Source organism: Pedobacter sp. MC2016-05 (assembly GCF_026239735.1).
Classification (GTDB): Bacteria; Bacteroidota; Bacteroidia; order Sphingobacteriales; family Sphingobacteriaceae; genus Pedobacter.
Genome location: NZ_JAPIVT010000030.1, coordinates 1 through 17,002, shown reverse-complemented (window position 1 = coordinate 17,002; position 17,002 = coordinate 1). Strand labels below are relative to the sequence as shown.

The following is a 17,002-nucleotide window of genomic DNA, read 5'->3' as shown; positions in this document are numbered from 1 at the left end:
ATACGAAATTTATGTTTGGTGGAACTGGACCAATCCATTCTGGTTGATCCTCTTATTAATTTCCTTCTGTCTCTGAAGACCTAATTCGATTTGGGATAAAAATCAATGATATTATTGGTGTAGATGCAGTAATCCACTATTGAATTCCAAAATTCTATACTTTTCAGCTCGGGAGCACCCTGAGGTACAAGCATGATGGAACGTTTTCCATCAATTGTCTTTTTTGAGGGAATACTGTTATCTAGTGCAGGTGTCGAGATAATAGAGGTAGTCATAGACAAATTCAGTGTAATCCTCTTGAGCAGAGCTGTTATATATGCTGAAACAAATTAGAATAAGGTTAGGTATTTCATCTTTAAATAATTTTGGATATATAATAAGTCTGGTATTTACATCTGGCCTGTGGAAATAACTCTAAGCTTTATAAGCTACCCCAATAATATTATCTTAATAATAGAGTAACATTTAGCGGATTTAATAGTGAAGATAATATATTTAGTTTAATAAACTAAATATTTAGTTTATAGTAATTAATAAATTATCTAAGAGATAATCTAATCTTTGTTGCATTTGTGATAACGGAATCGCCAAGGATTATACATAAAATAAATTACTTGAAAAATGTTTTCAAGGTTCGTTTTTTGCGGAGATTTTCTCTTTGCCGTAATTAGTGGATCAAACTTACAGCTTAAAGAAAGATTTGCGGTAGGGGATGAATACTTTCGTTTATTGAGATAAAATGTACGGTGTAAAATTCTTTTTCCTATCCAAAATCTACCGTTTTTGAAATTCTAATTATACCTTTTAAGACCTAATACATCTTTCCTTACGTTCTTTAGCCATTTCTTTCCATATGCCTGAGTTAAATGCTTAAACATAACTCTATTATATTCTATAGCTATCTTTTCGTTAGGACCCGCACAACCAGACTCATAGTAAAAAATCTTATAGTCTTGTTGAAATTTCTCATCACGTGCAAGTACTACCGGAGATATTCCACTTTTTAAAAGTAGAAATCGAATACCTTCAATTATATCGGCATTAGCTAAATTTATTGCTTGTGACAGAGTTTCAGCGAAAACAAGCTTAGATGCACCACTTCTGTCTACCTGTTCATCGGTAGGTTTTAACTGCCCGTAGCTTAAGATTGAAAATAAAGAAAATAATGCAATCATCAATATTTTTAATGTAGTTACCATATGATAAAATTATGTTGGGTAGGGGCTTAAGTCGTGAACTTTTTGTAAATATAAAATTTTCTTAAGAGTTAAAATGGAGGTATTTTCTGATAATGAGTAATTATAAAATTTAAATGCAAATAAAAAATTTCGTTTTATGAGACAAAAAACTTTTAATGAAACCTTCAGTCCTATCAAAAAAATCACCTTTTTTTTGGTAAAAAACCTGATAAGTAAAGATCTACCAACATATGAAAATAAACCTAATTTTTTTATAATTTACTTACTTTAGTTTGACTGGTTTGCTCGATAATAGTTTCATACTTATGTAGTCGCTTGAAGCAGTCAAATCTAATATCTACGGTAAGACTAAATAATTATTTTAGCAGGATCATGAAGCTCTCAATATTAAAAATTACCAAATGACTTACCTCAGTACTATTTTTTATATTCCCATCTGTAAGTTTTGCTCACAGCTTATGAAGCATGGATACTCTCCTCCAATAGCGGGAGATACAATCAAATATAAAGTCTGGCTACCTAAGGTTTATAATTCTTTAGAAAAATATCTCTCCATTTTCATCAATAGCTATGGCGCTCTAGGTTGTAATCTCATGCTAGCTAGAGCAGATTTTCATAACGGTGATACAAGGAGCCTTAAGAAAAACCCGAGGAAAATACCTGCTAAAAACTTGTCATTTCGAGGGAAGTGTAACTACGAGAATCCGTCTAAGAAAAGCCTTTCATATAAAATAGTTAATGAGACTTAAAACGCCCAATGGCTTTTGTCATGCGAATTCTAAACACGATGATGTTGCTGCCCAATTCCCTGGATTCCATACGACACGCCTACATCAGCATTTTGGTTAGGCGGCATAATTTCATGGTTAACGCCGTGCAAGGGGCCTGCTGTTGATTCTCATCTGCCAATTCTTCAAGAATTCCTGATAGGATTACACTTTTTCAGCGATAAGTGTCAGCAATCTCATCAATCTGAAAGCTTTTGGATTTTGGCGCATCACTTCTCAATTTTTTGCCATCTGCAGAATGCGCATAGCTAAAGTTATTGCTGTACACATAATGAATAGTTACAATATAGGTATCGCCGTATGCATGGCAACCTAAACGCTCGAAATCGATAATCTCTTTATTATATAACGTTTCAAACCTATGTTTATCCTTAATAATACAGGTCCAAAAAATTGCCAGCTAAAATAGAATTTAATTTCTAGCCCCATTCCCAATAAAATTTTATCTAAACCTATAGTAAGTGTTCAAATAAAACATAAAAAAATTTCACAATCAAGTCATATTTTTATAAATTCGATTATATATTTAGTAATACTAAAAAGATTTGTGTATGACCTTAATTTATTTATTGAACTATTAATATGTAATACTAGGTATCAATGATGGAAAGCAACAAAAAAACATCTAATCTGAACGCATGCTTCCATTGTGGTGATAAAATTGCCAACAATAGTTTTGTTTTAGATGGTAGAGATTTTTGTTGTGCAGGCTGTAGGGGTGTATATCTTATTTTATCTAAAAACAACCTTTGCCAATACTATACCTACAGCAATAACCCCGGCCAGAAAATAGAAAAAGATTCCCCGCTAGCTTATTTAGCCGAACCTGCTATCATCAAAAAGATTATCGACTACCAAGACGAGGAAAAATCCATCGTAACCTTTTACATTCCTGCCATACATTGTAGTTCTTGTATTTGGTTACTGGAGCACCTGTACAAGATTAACCCTTCTTTTTACAGTTCGAGAATAGATTTTCTAAAAAAACAGGTTACCATTACCTACAAAACCAAAGAGGTTTCCTTGCAATTGCTGGTTGCTATATTGGGCGAAATTGGTTATCCGCCACTCATCAATTTGCAGGATGTAGTGAAAAACAACAATATTAGAAATGATCGTTTACTGATTTTAAAAATTGCACTGTCGGGGTTTTGTATGAGCAATGTGATGCTTTTCAGTTTCCCTGAATATTTTGGCCTATCTAGCTTAGAAAAAAACTTCCATGGCCTATTCGGCTGGCTTAATTTGGGCTTTACTATACCATCTATTTTTTATTGCGCACGCGAGTATTTTGTTTCGGCTTATACTGGCTTAAGAAATAAAAGGATAAATCTGGATTTGCCTTTGGCCATTATTTTAGCAGTATTGTTTTTGCGTACTGCAGTAGAAGTGATTTTTAACATTGGAATTGGTTTTGCCGATACCCTAACCGGATTGGTATTCTTATTACTTATTGGAAAATGGCTTAAACAAAGGTCCTATCAGTTCATTTCATTCGACCGCGATTACCGGTCTTACTTTCCATTAGCCGTAAGTACATTGGTTGATGGTATGGAGAAGCCCAAAGCCATTGACGAACTTGAGATTGGCGATCGATTACTGATTAGAAATGCAGAACTTATACCAGCCGATGCTATTTTAATGAAAGGCGATGCCTGGGCAGATATGAGTTTTGTAACCGGCGAATCGGAACCCATTCAAAAGGTTTTAGGTGAGATTATTTACGCCGGTGGCAGGCAAACTGGCCAAGCCATAGAACTAGAAGTAGTTAGGCCGGTACAACAGAGTTACTTAACGAATCTGTGGAATAAGCAAAATTACAGTCCGAATTTAAAAAAACAGACTTTCAACGATCAAATTGCGAAGTACTTTAGCCTGAGCGTATTGGGCCTGGCCACCTTAGCTGCCGGCTATTGGTTTCTGCAGCACGATACGAGCAGAGCCTGGTCGGCATTTACGGCTATCATTATCGTGGCCTGCCCTTGCGTGCTGGTGTTAAGTTCTTCGTTTACGCTTTCTTCCATCCTATCCATCTTCGATCGCCACGGCTTTTACGTTAAAAATACCGATTCACTGGAACGCTTAGCCAATTGCAACACTATTATTTTCGATAAAACAGGAACGTTGAGTAGTACCGAAAAAAACGATGTGGCCTTTAGCCAATCGTTGAGCCCGCACGACCTTAAATTGCTTGCCTCATTGTTTAGAAATTCCGTTCATCCCTTAAGTCGCAGTATATTACAAAGCATCGAAACGGATGATTTTTATGCGGTAGAAGATTACAGAGAATTAACAGGCTCAGGTATTTCGGGCAAAGTGAGCGGGCAAATGGTGTATGCTGGCAACCACACCATACTCCCTGAAGATGTAAAAATGAAATCTGGAGGCAGTGGGGTTCACGTGGTAGTAGAAAACGAATATAAAGGCTGTTTCAACATAAGCCAGAAATGGAGACCCGATGTTTATCCTCTGGTAAAAAAACTAAAGGGCGAGTTTAGCCTACACGTGCTTTCTGGCGATTCGGACAAAGATCTGCGGTCACTTAAATCAATTTTCCCTGCCAGCACCCCAATGGAGTTTAATAAAAGCCCTATGCAAAAACTAGATTACATTTTGGCGCAGCAGGCAACAGCAAATACCATTATTATGATTGGCGATGGCCTTAACGATGCAGGTGCATTAAAACAAAGTGACTTTGGAATTGCCCTAACCGAGAACATCAATAATTTCACGCCGGGAAGCGATGCCATTTTAAAGGCCGATGCACTAAAGCTGCTACCCAATTTTATCCAATTGGCAAAAAACGGCCTTCTCCTCATTAAAATCTGCTTTGGAATTGCCATAATGTACAACTGCATAGGTTTATTCTTTGCCGTTCAGGGCACGCTATACCCGCTTGTTGCCGCTGTTCTTATGCCCTTAAGCACCATTACTATTATTTTATTTACGAGCATTTCTACCCGGATTTATGCTCATAAAAACAAACTACGATGACGATTATCTATTTCCTTATCTTTTGCAGTGTATTGATCGCCTTGGGCTTTCTTGCTGCCTTCTTCTGGTCAGTAAAAACCGGACAGAACGACGATATGCATACACCGGCCATTCGAATGCTTTTTGATGACGAGGTAAAAAAGCAAGATCATGTTGAAGAAAAAATAAAAACTAATTCATAAAACAATTTTAACTACCCTTTTTTCCTAACAAACCATTTTCATTTATGCAGCTAGAAAAATTTAGTTATGACAATAAGATTGTCCGCGATTTTGGAATTGCCACCATTGTATGGGGCGTCATCGGTATGACCGTTGGCCTGCTCATTGCCATGCAATTGTATAGCGTCCCAATGAACCTAGGCAATCAATACACCACATTTGGTCGGATTCGCCCTTTGCACACCAACGCGGTAATTTTTGCATTTGTGGGTAACGCCATATTTATGGGGGTTTACTACTCGCTACAGCGCTTGCTTAAAGCCCGTATGTTTAGCGACCTGCTCAGCAAAATCCATTTCTGGGGTTGGCAACTCATTATTGTGAGTGCGGTAATTACCCTCCCGCTAGGTTTAACCACCTCCCATGAATATGCCGAACTGGAATGGCCAATTGACATTGCCATCACGGTAATCTGGGTGGTTTTCGGGGTAAATATGTTTGGTACCATTATTAAAAGAAGAGAGCGCCACCTTTACGTGGCCATCTGGTTTTACATTGCCACCTTTGTAACTATTGCCGTGCTCCATATTGTAAATTCAGTAGAGTTGCCTATTTCTTTTATGAAAAGCTACTATGTGTACGCTGGCGTTCAGGATGCGTTGGTACAGTGGTGGTATGGGCACAATGCAGTGGCATTTTTCTTGACTACGCCTTACCTGGGTTTAATGTACTATTTCTTACCAAAAATGGCCAACCGCCCGGTTTACTCTTACAAGTTGAGCATCCTTCATTTCTGGTCGTTAATTTTCATCTACATCTGGGCAGGCCCTCACCATTTATTGTATTCCTCACTACCAGGATGGGTACAATCTTTAGGCGTTGCGTTTTCAATTATGCTAATTGCACCGAGTTGGGGCGGTATGATTAATGGGCTCTTAACGCTGCGTGGAGCTTGGGATAAAGTACGCGAAGATGTAACGCTAAAATTTATGGTGGTGGCATTAACCGCGTATGGTATGGCCACCTTTGAAGGACCAATGTTATCGCTCAAACAAATTAATGGCGTAGCCCACTTTACCGATTGGATTGTTGCCCATGTACACGTGGGGGCACTGGGCTGGAACGGATTCTTAACCTTTGGTGTGTTGTACTGGTTAATTCCCAGAATTTATAAAACAGAACTCTACTCAAAAAAAATGGCCAGCTTCCATTTCTGGATTGGAACCTTAGGGATTTTATTTTACGCCGTACCGATGTATTGGGCTGGGTTTACCCAAGGCTTAATGTGGAAAGAGTTTACGGCCGAGGGCATGCTTAAATACCCGAATTTCCTATCAACCACATTGCAGATTATACCGATGCATGTGTTAAGATCTGTTGGTGGCGCCTTATATCTTGCCGGGGTAATTGTAATGACTTACAACCTGGCCAAAACCATGTTACATGGCAGCCTAGTTGCAAATGAAGATGCCGAAGCCATGCCATTGGAAAAAATTGTGGTAGATGCTCATCCCTCAGATCGTGCCTGGCACAGGGTTTTAGAGCGTAAGCCTATGAAATTTATGGTGCTATCACTCATTATCATATTAATTGGTGGTATGGTAGAAATGATGCCCACATTCACTATAGAGAGCAACATTCCTACCATTACATCTGTGAAACCTTATTCTCCACTCGAGCTCCAGGGCCGGGATTTATATATCCGGGAGGGTTGTGTAAATTGCCATACACAAACGGTGAGGCCCTTCCGGTCGGAAACCGAACGTTACGGCGAATATAGCAAGGCAGGAGAATTCGTATATGATCACCCTTTTTTATGGGGAAGTAAACGTACAGGACCCGATCTTGCCCGTATAGGCGGGAAATATTCGGATGCCTGGCATTACAATCACCTAATGGATCCCACATCAATGTCACCGGGAAGTATTATGCCTTTATACCATTGGCTTGCCGAACAGAAATTGGACATCAGCACCACACCGAGCAAAATAAGAGCCATGCAACAACTGGGTGTTCCATACCCTGCAGGCTTCGACCAGCAGGCCAACAATATCTTAAAAACAGAAGCCGATAAAATAACCAAAGACCTTGCAGAAAACAACATTAAGGTAGCAAGCGATAAAGAGATTGTAGCCATTATTGCTTATCTGCAACGTATGGGTACTGATATTAAAGCAAATAAAGAAACCATTCCGTCAAACCAATAGCCATGTTCAATCAAATCACAAACTTATCCGGCGGAGAGATCTATTTGATTAGCTCGTTGATTATGTTTATGCTCTTTTTCATCTTAGTGGGTGTTTACCTGTTTCGTTTAAGTAAAAAGCATATCGATGAAATGAGCAATCTACCGCTTCAAGGCAATAAAACTAATCCTTATGAAGAAGATTAAATTAATATCGCTACTAACATTTTTAAGCCCGGTAGCCATGGCGGTTGATGTAGCCCCAGCAAGTGAGCCAATAGCAAGCACCGGTCTGCAATTTAACCAAACCGATGTGCTCATTATTACCGCACTATTGTTTACCCTTGCCATTCTTGCAGCAGCTTATGCTTTGCTTAACGCTTCGAAGGCCATTTATGGCGAATACTTGAAGCCAACGCCTTTTCAAAAGCCGGTTAATGAAGTTGCTTTAAGCTACGTGGACTGGAAAATAGAGCGAAAGAAAGGCCCATCTCTATTGGAAAAATTATTGGGACTGCAGCCGTTAGAAAAGGAAAAAGACCTGATTATCGACCATTCTTATGATGGTATTCAGGAACTGGATAATCCCATCCCTGTTTGGTTTAACATATTATTTTCGGCCACCCTAATTATTGCGGTATGTTACCTCTTCTACTACCAGGTTAGCGATGCGGGCGGTAACCAAGATAAAGAATACGAACACGAAATGGTGGTAGCCAACAAAGAAAGGGCGCTTTACCTGGAAAAATCGGCCAACGCAATAGACGAAAATTCAGTAAAATTCGACAATACGCCAAATGTTTTAGCCGAAGGCAAAACCATTTTCGCCACCAATTGCGTGGTTTGCCATGGCGACCACGGTCAAGGTACTGTAGGACCCAATTTAACGGATTCATATTGGCTACATGGTGGCGGTATACACAATATTTTTAAAACCATCAAATACGGTGTTCCCGAAAAAGGGATGATCAGTTGGGAGAAACAGCTTACACCTAAGCAGATCAGTGCGGTGGCCAATTTCATCTTGTCGTTAAAAGATACCAATCCTGCCGGCGCAAAGGCACCTCAAGGCGAGAAATATGAGGAGAAAGATCCACAAGATAATGCAATGAAAGAAGCAGATGCAAAAAAACCAGGAGAAAAATAAATCGCGTGGTATAGGTTTTATTTATCCGAAAAAACCAAGTGGCAAGTTATATAGCTACCGCAAGTGGGTAAGCTATGTTTTATTGGCTTGCCTGTTTTCTTTTCCCTTTCTAAAATTTAGGGGAGAGCAACTGGTGTTGCTTAACTTTATAGAACGGAAATTTGTTTTCTTCGGCTTGTTATTCACCCCGCAAGATTTTTTTCTTTTTGCATTGGCCATGCTAATTTTCATCGTTTTTATCATTTGCTTTACGGTGATTTTGGGCCGCCTCTGGTGTGGCTGGCTCTGTCCTCAAACCATTTTTATGGAAATGGTGTTCAGGCGGATTGAGTATTTGATAGAGGGTGATGCCAACAGACAGCACAAACTGGATGCACAAGAATGGAATGCCGAAAAAGTAATGAAAAAGCTGAGCAAGCACCTCATCTTTCTGTTTATCTCTTTCCTCATAGCCAATCTTTTTCTGGCCTATATCATTGGCTCCGACCATCTCTATAAAATTATAACTGAACCCGTTAACCAGCACCTCTCGGGATTTTTATTCATCTGGATATTTACCTTGGTCTTCTACTTTGTATTTGCTTACTTAAGAGAAGTAGTTTGTACGGTAATCTGCCCTTATGGCCGTTTACAGGGTGTTCTGCTCGATAACCAAAGCCTGGTTGTGGCTTACAATGTTAATAGGGGCGAACCGAGAAGCCATTTAAATAAAAATGCGGATCAGCCACGCGGAGATTGCATTGATTGTGGGCTATGCGTGCAGGTATGCCCTACCGGCATCGATATTCGGGTGGGTACCCAGCTCGAATGTGTAAACTGTACTGCTTGTATAGATGCCTGCAATGAGGTGATGCTTAAAATTGGGAAGCCCAAAAACCTGATTGGTTTTTTTAACAACGACTACATCGAGAGAAATATCCCGTTTAAAATCAGTTTCAAATCGTATGCTTATGCCGCCCTACTCTTCGCCATGTTACTCGTTTTATCCAGCCTGGTTTACCGCCGTCAATTGGTACAAACCACCGTATTGAGGGCGAGCGGTACACTTTTTCAAACTAGACCCAATAATATGGTAAGCAACCTATACAATGCAGAATTTATAAATAAAACCAATAAGCCGATTAAATTTGTCTTCCGATCGAAAAATAAGAGCGACCAAATTCAATTTATACAGAACACCACACAGCTGCCAGGCGAAGGCACTGTAGAAATTACTTTTTTTTTGATCAGAAAAACCTCCGATATCAAGCAATACAAATCGGATGCAAAATTTGAATTATTAGTTGATAATGAAGTCATTAGCACCGCAAGCACTACTTTTTTTGCCCGACCTAATTAATCTATATGAAACTTAAACCGCGAAACTGGGGGGCTAAATTAGCCTTCGTTATGGTTATCTTTATTTTATTTATAATGGGCATGGTTACCTACATGTTCATGGTTCACGGTCGGGATAGCTTGGTTGATGAAGACTACTACGAAAAGGGTTTAGACTATACGAAAGAATATAATTCAAAAGCAAATGTAATCAGGGATCATGAGGCGCCTGTAGTAAAAGTAACAAGCAGCCAGATTATTATTGAATTAAAAAACAAAGCAACATACAGCATGCGGATAATGCGACCAGCTGATCAAAAATCAGATCAAAATCGAAAGGGAGAAACAGATGGTGCAGATAATAAAATTGTAGTAGAACAGCTAGGCATGGCAAAAGGCCTGTGGATTTTGAACTTAAACTGGTCTTCAAATGGCAAAACCTATGCTTACGAAAAAAATATAATATTATGACCGAATGGTTTCCTTTGGCCTTTGTAATGGGGTTACTGGGCAGTATGCACTGCGCAGTGATGTGTGGTCCCATTGTGCTCAGTCTACCGCTCAAAAACAGTGGCTTCCTGTACAATGGATTTCAGCTGTTACTCTATCAGTTTGGACGAATACTGGTGTACACGCTAATGGGATTCGCCTTGGGCGCTGTTGGAGGCAGCTTCAGCCTGTTCAGCAACCAGCGAATGCTGAGTTTTAGCATAGGCATTATCCTTATCTTGTTCACCTTTCTTCAATTAACCGGGAAATACCAAAAAGGATTGGCACGTATTCAACATCAACTCATCAACCCAATAAGTAAACTAATGGGGAAAGCCATGAATACACCATTTTGGGGCTTTTTAATTGGTATGCTGAATGGCTTAATTCCCTGTGGCATGGTGTATTTAGCACTGGCTACGGCGTTAAATATGGGTTCTATACAATCTGGCGGGAAATTTATGTTTCTATTTGGTTTGGGCACTGTACCGCTGATGCTCGCAGTATCACTCGGTGGCATTTACCTACGGAAATACATACATTTTAATACCAACCGCCTCGTACCCTGGTTTATGCTTTTTATAGGGGTACTTTTTATATTACGAGCTGCAGATCTGGGTATCCCTTTTCTCTCTCCTGATAATATGCATCAGGCTTCCGGAGCTGTAGAATGTAAATGAATTCCCTAATCGAAAAAATCGCGATATCCTACACTACCGGCAGGCAATTACGCCGGATAGGTAAATAGTATAGTGGGAATTTAGACAATTGTAGGTGAATCTTGCCTCTAGAGGGAAGCACAGCGAAAAAAGATCTATCTAAGACCAGGGACCATTTATAAAGAAAGCTATCCACAACCGTTGTACACAGTCTAGATTAATCTAGGCAAATAACGATTATGTATGTTGTCGGCTCGCCAGTGCAGGAAAGGCTCTTCCTTTTGTCGGCAGTATTTATGTTTGGAAAGGGCTTCAAGCTTCCGCAACCTGTCTATCGTCGGCAGGTGATAACGCAAAAAAAATCGTCATTGCTAACAAGTACGAAGAAGCAATCTTTTCTCTCTTGTGTGCAGAGGATAAATTTATTTCACATAAAATTTATTCTCCCGGCTCATTAGCGCCGGAGGCCTAGTCCTTTTAGATTATGCCGAAAAGTGACCAAAAACCCAAGGCTACGATCTGATGGCGGATAAATTCCTCAAAGCTTTATTGGCGATAGAACAAGACCCGATGAAATATCGGTAAAACGTGCTACTTTGTGCTTAAAAAACCATCCAGTTATTTTTACCGGGAACCAAGTTCATTTCCATTGACAGGTTTGAAATTGTGAATTTACAAGGAATGGTCTGTGATTGGTTTGCATCTTATCCGAAACCCAAGCTATAATTAATTTACCAAGCCTAGAACATACATCTGATCAGCAAATAATAATTAAATATGAAAGCATTACTGCATATTTCAATTTTCCTTGCGATATTAGCACCAGTTTAGGCATCTATCTCTAATTATTTTTTGATAGAAAGTAATCTCAAGCATATTAGAAAGTGTAGATTAACAATTACCGGTATTTGACTGATTAGATTTTAAATTACCCCCTTTTAAATAGAAAAAACTAATAGCGCCTAAGATAAAGAGTAAAATATATACATGTTCATCCAATGGAACTGAACACTCCGATGATAATGTGCCGGTGAACATGCTGAGTGTACCACTTTTCTCTCCAAAACGATCTGTTACTACCGTGCAGGTATCGTTAGTACTATAGCCACCTTCCCAATTGACACACGGATACATCATGCTATCACCATTCGCCCTATTCACTGCTGCAGTTGCAGATGAAGCCCAGTCTGACCAGCCCCCAGAATATTTTCCAGTAGCCTGGTCATACCCGGTGTACATTCGAAAATAACCATTACCCGGATAAGCGGCAACTATCATGCACGCTCCATTTGGGGCACCAGGATTCGGCTGAGCTCAAATATATAAACTGATCAAAATTAGCGCAGTTGAAAATATTAACTTTTTCATAGCTATAATCTGTACTTTTAAAGAACATTCTTTTTTGTATTTTTGTTTTTTAATTGGAATATTCGTTTTCCCGGTATGACGTCCCCCCAAAAAACTTGGCCATTTTAAAGTAGAAAAATCGGGCAATTATTAACAACTGTTTAAACCGAAATGGGGTTGTCAGTTTCAGCGAAATCTCCACCTATAACCACTGTTATTATTGCAAATATTAAATAATAGTTATAAACGATAGGGCAATGGAATGTCTTGTTTGTTCCCTCTGCTAATCGCCTTGTACTATATCGATGTTAATCACCGGGGCCGTAGAGATTAGCTAAACAATGTCATAAATATGTTGTGTATTTTATGAACAAAGAAATAGAAATCATTTAATAAATTTGAACTGAAAACATTCCTCGTTTATATTGTTAATAGTAGTTTAAGTAAATCTAATAAAGTCATGAGAAAGAATTTTATTTATTTATCTGTTCTCTTTTTTTTGATTTTGGCTTCATGTGGACAAACCAATCCATTTGACCCCTTCTCCCCAATTTACTAACATAAAGGCAAGCAACCCTTTACAATAAATTTATTTCCGGTAAGACGGGGTCAATCCACTCTGGTTTATCCATGTACCTCTTAAACTTACAAAAGCGCATGTAAGTAGTCGGCCGTATCCTTCAAACCATTCCTTCTTAAGCTCTCTAAAACCTGGTATTCGTCCATTGCAGGATTTTTTCTATTTAGTACCATTTCTTTAAATGCTTCAATCGCTTTATCTTGATTTAGGTCAATGATATCAGTTAAAAAATCGTCTGCACTTTTCACTTTTAGACCAAAAGAATCTAGGTAGTCTTCAGGGAAGTCTTTTAGATTATTAGTTACGATAACATTTGCATTTGTTCTAATAGCGGCTGCAAGCACATGACGGTCGTCTGCATCTGGTAACTTTAAATCTGCGATTAGGCCATCGTAGTTATGTACCAGAGCATCTGGAAATGCCTGAGTTGCTCTGCTTACACGTTTCAATGCTTCATTTTCACTAATTCCTTTTCTAATCATTACTCTTTTCCATTCGTCAAAAATATTTTGACTCCATTTCGGCGTATAAAGTTCATAATGAGCAAACCAAAATAACAAATCTCTGATTTCAATGGGAAAGATGACATTGGTATCTAGAACTGCTTTAAATCTAACACTATGAATCATACAATCCGTTTTCTTCGTCAAAGGTCATTATGTCAATAAGGTTTTGCTTTTGGTCCTTTTTCATCTTCTGTTTATAGCTTACTACATCCTCAAATTTAATCCTACGATGTTTTCCTACCTTTACGAATTGGATTTGACCTTCTTCCAACAGCTTGATTAAGTAGGGCCTAGAACATCCTAAGATTTCGGCTGCTTTTTGAGTGGTAACTTCAGTTGCAATAGGAACTATTGAAATTGGCTTACCTTCACTCATTGCTTTTAAAATATCACTTAAAAACTCAAGTGCTCTAGAAGGGATTTTAATTCGTTCTTTGCTTTCTTCGATCTCTATTTCAGTTTCTTCTCCATTGATATGTGATAGAATAGATAGTACAGCAGGATATGATTCACGTGCGACTTTTTGTTCCGATTTCGAGGGTTTACGACGTTGTTCAATAGTGTTCATAATTATTTTTTATGCAAATAAAAGAAATATATGAAATATTCGAAATATTCGAAATGTAATAAATGTGTTACACTTGTGCTCGATTTTTTATAATATGCATTTTATGATACATTTTTCTCTTTGCCGTAATCTGTGCAGGTATACTTACATTTGAAAGAAAGATAAATAGTAGGGGATGAATACTTTCGTTTTTTGAGACTTTTGTGGTTACTCTTCCTATAGACCTATTCCCGTTCCATACTGGGTTTTAAACTTGATAAGGAATATTCCTTGGGTAAATACGTGTTTTTTAGTTTTCTTTTTACTGACAAAAGAGGCTCTACTTCCCAGATGGAATGAAAGCATAGAAGTCGTTTAAATAAAAGAATATGGCTGATAATGAGCGCTTTGCTAGTTTTGAATTCTTAAGCGAAATTTTTTTATACAGTTTTCAAAGGCAAATTAATTTTAATGCGATATTGTTTCTAGATTTCCTATGGTTGAGAGATTAGTTAGAAAGATTGACTGCTTTTCCATCTTTTATATTATTTTGAATACGGGAATTTACTACTCGTTCAAACAAAACTCTTTTTTTATTTTTATGGAACGGGGGATAAGCCTGAGTAGTTTTTATTCTATTGTTACTGAAATTCAGGCCATCAACAGATTTCGCATATAAGATAGGCTGATCAAAAGTTTCAAATGTATTATTCAATATTCTTATCCCAGAATGAAAATAGTGTTTTTGATTTATCAGGTCAGGAATTTCAGGATAAATGGAAATAATCGCATTTGTAAATTGGTACATACTGGTTAAGGAATTAATAAATTTGTTATTTTTAATGGTAATATTTTTGCATGCACCCGTCTCGTACCACCCATTACTGTCGCCACAGAGCACAATTGCGCTACCAGATGTATGATCAAACAAGTTGTTAGCTACAACAGTTTTTTTAGGCGTACTGAAGAGCGCTCCACGAGCCCTATTATTGCGAACTATATTTTTTGTAAAGGAAACTGTCGGAGTCCAGGAAAGATTTTCAATACCATAATCAACTATTGATGGATCTATATTTTGCGGCAAAGCTTCCTGAAAAACAATTTTGAATTCCTTAACTCCGTTTCCCTCAGACGAAATCGAATCAATAGCTGCAATCACGTTTCCATCATTAAGGTAATCCATCGTCTTTGAGCGGATAAACTGTATGCTATCACCAACATAGCCCCAATCAAAACCATAAGATTGTCCATGCATATATTTTCCAATAACCGTACGGTCGTCTAGTCTTCTTATAAGCTTCAAATAAGTACCGTGGACATTAATTGCATCATCCATCATACCCTCATAAATTCCATTCTTGGATGAGATGATGCCTTTGCAGCTTGAAAAATGTGTTGCATCTGCCTGAGTGGTGAAATATCTGGGATCTTTGTCATCTTTAAGCCTTACACTAAAGCCATCCAAATCTATATTTTCAGTAAGCTGGGCTAGCAAACCCATTCCCTCGGCATAATGTACCCTGACGTTTTTCAAATGCACATTTTTCCCTTTGTGAACAAAGATACCTGGATTAGGTCTTGCCCAACTCCTAAGGGCTATAACGGTACCGGGTATTAACTTTTTGTTTTTCCAGTTGTTGGCCTTTATCTGGCCTGGATGGAGCTCCACCAATCCTTTACCAAGCTTAACATCCCCACTATTATATACAATGTGTTTAGTCTCAGCTTCAAAGGCAATACCTGATACCGGTTTTTGTTTCCATCCCTCACCTATATTGTAGAATATGCTGTCCTTGATTTCATATTTAACCCATGGAGCAGTTTCAAAAACGATAGAGCCTGATGATGTATCATTTTCAATCACTTTTATCTGAGCAATCTGGGGATCTTCGAAATCTATATTCACTCCTTTTAAGGTAATGTTGTGATTTTCTATCAATGAGATAGGCAGCATCCTTCCATGAAAAATAAAGTTAGAACCACTTCCATCAAACAATATGTTATTGAACTGTTCTATTTCGATACCAACAGTCTTCGGATTACTTTGGTCATGATTGGATATATAATAGTTTTTGATCGCAGCACCCTGAGGAAAGAAGTCATATCTTCCTTTTTCGAATTGGATAACTGTTTTTTCACCTTTCGATATCTTGCTCTTGATCTCTTTAAGCATCGCACTTAAAAGTGGTGTTGCGTTTGCTCCGGTATTCGGCATAATTCCAAATGAACTTGGAGTAAAGATCCTAACCTTATTTTGCGCAATCACTGGTTTCGCAAGACAAACCAATATGATTGATATTATAATCCCGTGTAAAAAAGAAAACTTTCGCATTATTTTAACCGTATGGAAGCTATAAGAAAATTATTATATACAATTATATAAAAATAAAATAGGTAAACAAATTTAACTAATACTAAACTAAGGCATTTAATGGCATTGGTAATGACTCCCAGAATGCCTTTAATAAAATGTTTTTACAAGACAGAAAGTATATTTCCGAGAAACGACCATGTGATTCCGTGGCAAACTAACTACCTGAATTGCTGGCGAACGAGTGCAGCAGATGCTTTAGGTATGATGCTAAAAGTAATGATTTAAATCTAATTTTTGCAGATAGGTATTTTCAGGAGCAATGGTTCGTTTTGTGAGACAAAAAATTAATTTAACGTTTTGAAAATTTGTGCAGAAATGGCATTACTTGCAGAACCCTTGTCCCACCGCACAAAACTAAATAATTAACGAAAAACCTGAGTTGAACCACCGTCAGCTATTTTTGTACAAATTTGCTGTTATAGCCAGTGGTTTCTTATTCTTCTGTTGTCGGTATATGTTTGTCCTTGCAATAATTTTCAACTTCTGTGTCGTTTGCAAAGTAATTGTCACAAAATTCATCAAGTTCTTTTTCTGCACCTGAAACATATTTTTCGCTTGCAGTCATTAATTTTTCAGTCTGTTCGATGAACTTTTCAAACTCCTTGTTCATTTTACAAAGCTTGTCAATCTTCTTAAAGTCTAAGTCACGAAAAACAGAAGGATAGAGTACTTTACTTTGATAAGGATTGGCGTTAAGTTCGATAATACC

General features: G+C 38.0%; 14 protein-coding genes and 1 pseudogene. 8 read left to right on the top strand and 7 right to left on the bottom strand.

The genetic code is table 11. From position 1 onward, the window contains the following. Positions 1–80: 80 nt before the first annotated feature. Together OQZ33_RS23070 and OQZ33_RS23065 are read right to left on the bottom strand one after the other, a co-directional pair. Positions 81–275, bottom strand: a complete 195-nt coding sequence (locus tag OQZ33_RS23070) for a hypothetical protein (protein WP_265801871.1) — start codon at positions 273–275, stop codon at positions 81–83. Between the two features lie 516 nt (positions 276–791). Next, positions 792–1,199 (bottom strand): hypothetical protein, encoded by a 408-nt coding sequence (locus tag OQZ33_RS23065; RefSeq protein WP_265801870.1) that lies wholly within the window; start codon positions 1,197–1,199, stop codon positions 792–794. 1,388 nt (positions 1,200–2,587) lie between these two features. On the opposite strand from OQZ33_RS23065, the gene OQZ33_RS23060 reads away from it, so the two are divergent. Genes OQZ33_RS23060 through OQZ33_RS23025 form a run of 8 tightly spaced genes read left to right on the top strand, consistent with a single transcriptional unit; the run spans position 2,588 to position 10,960 of the window. Continuing rightward, a complete protein-coding gene (locus OQZ33_RS23060; RefSeq protein ID WP_265801869.1) occupies positions 2,588–4,981 on the top strand; it encodes a heavy metal translocating P-type ATPase in 2,394 nt (797 codons plus the stop codon). Then, positions 4,978–5,163, top strand: coding sequence for a cbb3-type cytochrome oxidase assembly protein CcoS (gene ccoS / locus OQZ33_RS23055; RefSeq protein ID WP_265801868.1), 186 nt, complete (start codon positions 4,978–4,980; stop codon positions 5,161–5,163). The genes OQZ33_RS23060 and ccoS overlap by 4 nt, the downstream gene beginning before the upstream one ends. A 44-nt stretch (positions 5,164–5,207) precedes the next feature. Continuing rightward, positions 5,208–7,349, top strand: a complete 2,142-nt coding sequence (ccoN, locus tag OQZ33_RS23050) for a cytochrome-c oxidase, cbb3-type subunit I (RefSeq protein WP_265801867.1) — start codon at positions 5,208–5,210, stop codon at positions 7,347–7,349. Positions 7,350–7,351: 2 nt separating this feature from the next. After that, complete coding sequence (locus OQZ33_RS23045; RefSeq protein WP_265801866.1) at positions 7,352–7,534, top strand: hypothetical protein; 183 nt, start codon at positions 7,352–7,354, stop codon at positions 7,532–7,534. Continuing rightward, on the top strand, positions 7,521–8,474 hold the full coding sequence (locus tag OQZ33_RS23040; protein WP_265801865.1) for a cbb3-type cytochrome c oxidase N-terminal domain-containing protein: 954 nt from the start codon (positions 7,521–7,523) through the stop codon (positions 8,472–8,474). The genes OQZ33_RS23045 and OQZ33_RS23040 overlap by 14 nt, the downstream gene beginning before the upstream one ends. Further along, the gene (ccoG, locus tag OQZ33_RS23035; RefSeq protein ID WP_265801864.1) at positions 8,449–9,813 is read left to right on the top strand and encodes a cytochrome c oxidase accessory protein CcoG; all 1,365 of its coding nucleotides are present in this window, start codon (positions 8,449–8,451) and stop codon (positions 9,811–9,813) included. The genes OQZ33_RS23040 and ccoG overlap by 26 nt, the downstream gene beginning before the upstream one ends. Positions 9,814–9,818: 5 nt before the next feature. Continuing rightward, positions 9,819–10,262, top strand: coding sequence for a FixH family protein (locus OQZ33_RS23030; protein WP_265801863.1), 444 nt, complete (start codon positions 9,819–9,821; stop codon positions 10,260–10,262). Next, positions 10,259–10,960 (top strand): sulfite exporter TauE/SafE family protein, encoded by a 702-nt coding sequence (locus OQZ33_RS23025; RefSeq protein ID WP_265801862.1) that lies wholly within the window; start codon positions 10,259–10,261, stop codon positions 10,958–10,960. The genes OQZ33_RS23030 and OQZ33_RS23025 overlap by 4 nt, the downstream gene beginning before the upstream one ends. Before the next feature lie 870 nt (positions 10,961–11,830). Here the strand turns inward: OQZ33_RS23025 and OQZ33_RS23020 are convergent. The 5 genes and pseudogenes from OQZ33_RS23020 to OQZ33_RS23000 form a co-directional block, all read right to left on the bottom strand. Then, positions 11,831–12,217, bottom strand: a complete 387-nt coding sequence (locus OQZ33_RS23020) for a hypothetical protein (protein ID WP_265801861.1) — start codon at positions 12,215–12,217, stop codon at positions 11,831–11,833. A gap of 714 nt (positions 12,218–12,931) precedes the next feature. Further along, complete coding sequence (locus tag OQZ33_RS23015) at positions 12,932–13,495, bottom strand: PIN domain-containing protein (protein WP_265801860.1); 564 nt, start codon at positions 13,493–13,495, stop codon at positions 12,932–12,934. After that, positions 13,485–13,940 carry a helix-turn-helix domain-containing protein gene (locus tag OQZ33_RS23010; RefSeq protein ID WP_265801859.1) on the bottom strand — a complete coding sequence of 152 codons (456 nt, stop codon included), beginning with the start codon at positions 13,938–13,940 and terminating at the stop codon, positions 13,485–13,487. The genes OQZ33_RS23015 and OQZ33_RS23010 overlap by 11 nt, the downstream gene beginning before the upstream one ends. 487 nt (positions 13,941–14,427) lie before the next feature. Continuing rightward, positions 14,428–16,251, bottom strand: coding sequence for a hypothetical protein (locus OQZ33_RS23005; protein ID WP_265801858.1), 1,824 nt, complete (start codon positions 16,249–16,251; stop codon positions 14,428–14,430). A gap of 475 nt (positions 16,252–16,726) precedes the next feature. After that, positions 16,727–17,002 (bottom strand): annotated as a pseudogene (locus tag OQZ33_RS23000) (hypothetical protein); the annotation flags it as partial.

Coding starts and splice junctions, on each gene's coding strand:
- OQZ33_RS23070 (WP_265801871.1), bottom strand. CDS start 275: ATGACTACCTCTATTATCTCGACACCTGCACTAGATAACAGTATTCCC.
- OQZ33_RS23065 (WP_265801870.1), bottom strand. CDS start 1,199: ATGGTAACTACATTAAAAATATTGATGATTGCATTATTTTCTTTATTT.
- OQZ33_RS23060 (WP_265801869.1), top strand. CDS start 2,588: ATGATGGAAAGCAACAAAAAAACATCTAATCTGAACGCATGCTTCCAT.
- ccoS (WP_265801868.1), top strand. CDS start 4,978: ATGACGATTATCTATTTCCTTATCTTTTGCAGTGTATTGATCGCCTTG.
- ccoN (WP_265801867.1), top strand. CDS start 5,208: ATGCAGCTAGAAAAATTTAGTTATGACAATAAGATTGTCCGCGATTTT.
- OQZ33_RS23045 (WP_265801866.1), top strand. CDS start 7,352: ATGTTCAATCAAATCACAAACTTATCCGGCGGAGAGATCTATTTGATT.
- OQZ33_RS23040 (WP_265801865.1), top strand. CDS start 7,521: ATGAAGAAGATTAAATTAATATCGCTACTAACATTTTTAAGCCCGGTA.
- ccoG (WP_265801864.1), top strand. CDS start 8,449: ATGCAAAAAAACCAGGAGAAAAATAAATCGCGTGGTATAGGTTTTATT.
- OQZ33_RS23030 (WP_265801863.1), top strand. CDS start 9,819: ATGAAACTTAAACCGCGAAACTGGGGGGCTAAATTAGCCTTCGTTATG.
- OQZ33_RS23025 (WP_265801862.1), top strand. CDS start 10,259: ATGACCGAATGGTTTCCTTTGGCCTTTGTAATGGGGTTACTGGGCAGT.
- OQZ33_RS23020 (WP_265801861.1), bottom strand. CDS start 12,217: ATGATAGTTGCCGCTTATCCGGGTAATGGTTATTTTCGAATGTACACC.
- OQZ33_RS23015 (WP_265801860.1), bottom strand. CDS start 13,495: ATGATTCATAGTGTTAGATTTAAAGCAGTTCTAGATACCAATGTCATC.
- OQZ33_RS23010 (WP_265801859.1), bottom strand. CDS start 13,940: ATGAACACTATTGAACAACGTCGTAAACCCTCGAAATCGGAACAAAAA.
- OQZ33_RS23005 (WP_265801858.1), bottom strand. CDS start 16,251: ATGCGAAAGTTTTCTTTTTTACACGGGATTATAATATCAATCATATTG.